Origin of the sequence: Psychrobacter sp. CAL346-MNA-CIBAN-0220 (genome assembly GCF_040309805.1) — a bacterium.
In the GTDB taxonomy this organism is placed as follows: domain Bacteria; phylum Pseudomonadota; class Gammaproteobacteria; order Pseudomonadales; family Moraxellaceae; genus Psychrobacter.
The window spans coordinates 1-234 of record NZ_JBEOPF010000757.1 but is presented as its reverse complement, the minus strand read 5'-3'; the positions used below and the strand labels follow the sequence as shown (position 1 = coordinate 234).

The 234-nt window shown below is 46.6% G+C and carries 1 pseudogene; it reads left to right on the top strand.

Features of this window, described 5'->3' with window-relative positions:
• Window positions 1-234: pseudogene (locus AAEY88_RS15565) on the top strand (hypothetical protein); the annotation flags it as partial.

The window sequence follows — 234 nt, the reverse complement described above, 5'->3', positions numbered from 1 at the left end:
GATTGATGCTGTTGGTTTGTTCACAAGTTTGGTTAGCGTATAACCCCATTGATTTGTTTTGGGGCTGGATTGGCGCTGTTGTTGTTATGAGCCTAGCAGAAACCATTTTATTCCCAACGATGAACGTGCACATTGACAGGCTAGCCCCTAAACATTTACGTGGAGCGTACTTTGGCGCAGCTTCATTTTATGATTTGGGGTTTGCATTTGCGCCGCTGGGCGGCGGGATTATAC